Source organism: Lactobacillus kalixensis DSM 16043 (assembly GCF_001434335.1).
Classification (GTDB): Bacteria; Bacillota; Bacilli; order Lactobacillales; family Lactobacillaceae; genus Lactobacillus; species Lactobacillus kalixensis.
Genome location: NZ_AZFM01000105.1, coordinates 1 through 240, shown reverse-complemented (window position 1 = coordinate 240; position 240 = coordinate 1). Strand labels below are relative to the sequence as shown.

Genomic DNA, 240 nt, shown 5'->3' with positions numbered 1-240 from the left:
TTAGCGTCACTATCAATTTGATCCTTAGCGGCTTGCTTTTGATCATCAGTCAAGTTGCTGTCTTGATCAATGGCTTTCTTAGCTTCATCAGCACTGTTAGTAATGTCAGTTTTGGCTTGGTCCTTAGTTTCAGAAGTTGTTGGAACTTTAACATTATTAATGTTGGTAATACCTTCATCCTTTGCAGTTTCTACTGCTTCTGAAGTAGTAGCTTCTTTAATTGCATTCTTGGCATCATTA

The 240-nt window shown here is 37.1% G+C and carries 1 protein-coding gene; it reads right to left on the bottom strand.

Features of this window, described 5'->3' with window-relative positions; translation table 11 throughout:
• Nucleotides 1-240 (bottom strand): DUF1542 domain-containing protein (locus FC46_RS09955; protein ID WP_157046848.1); only part of this gene is annotated, 240 nt, incomplete at both ends.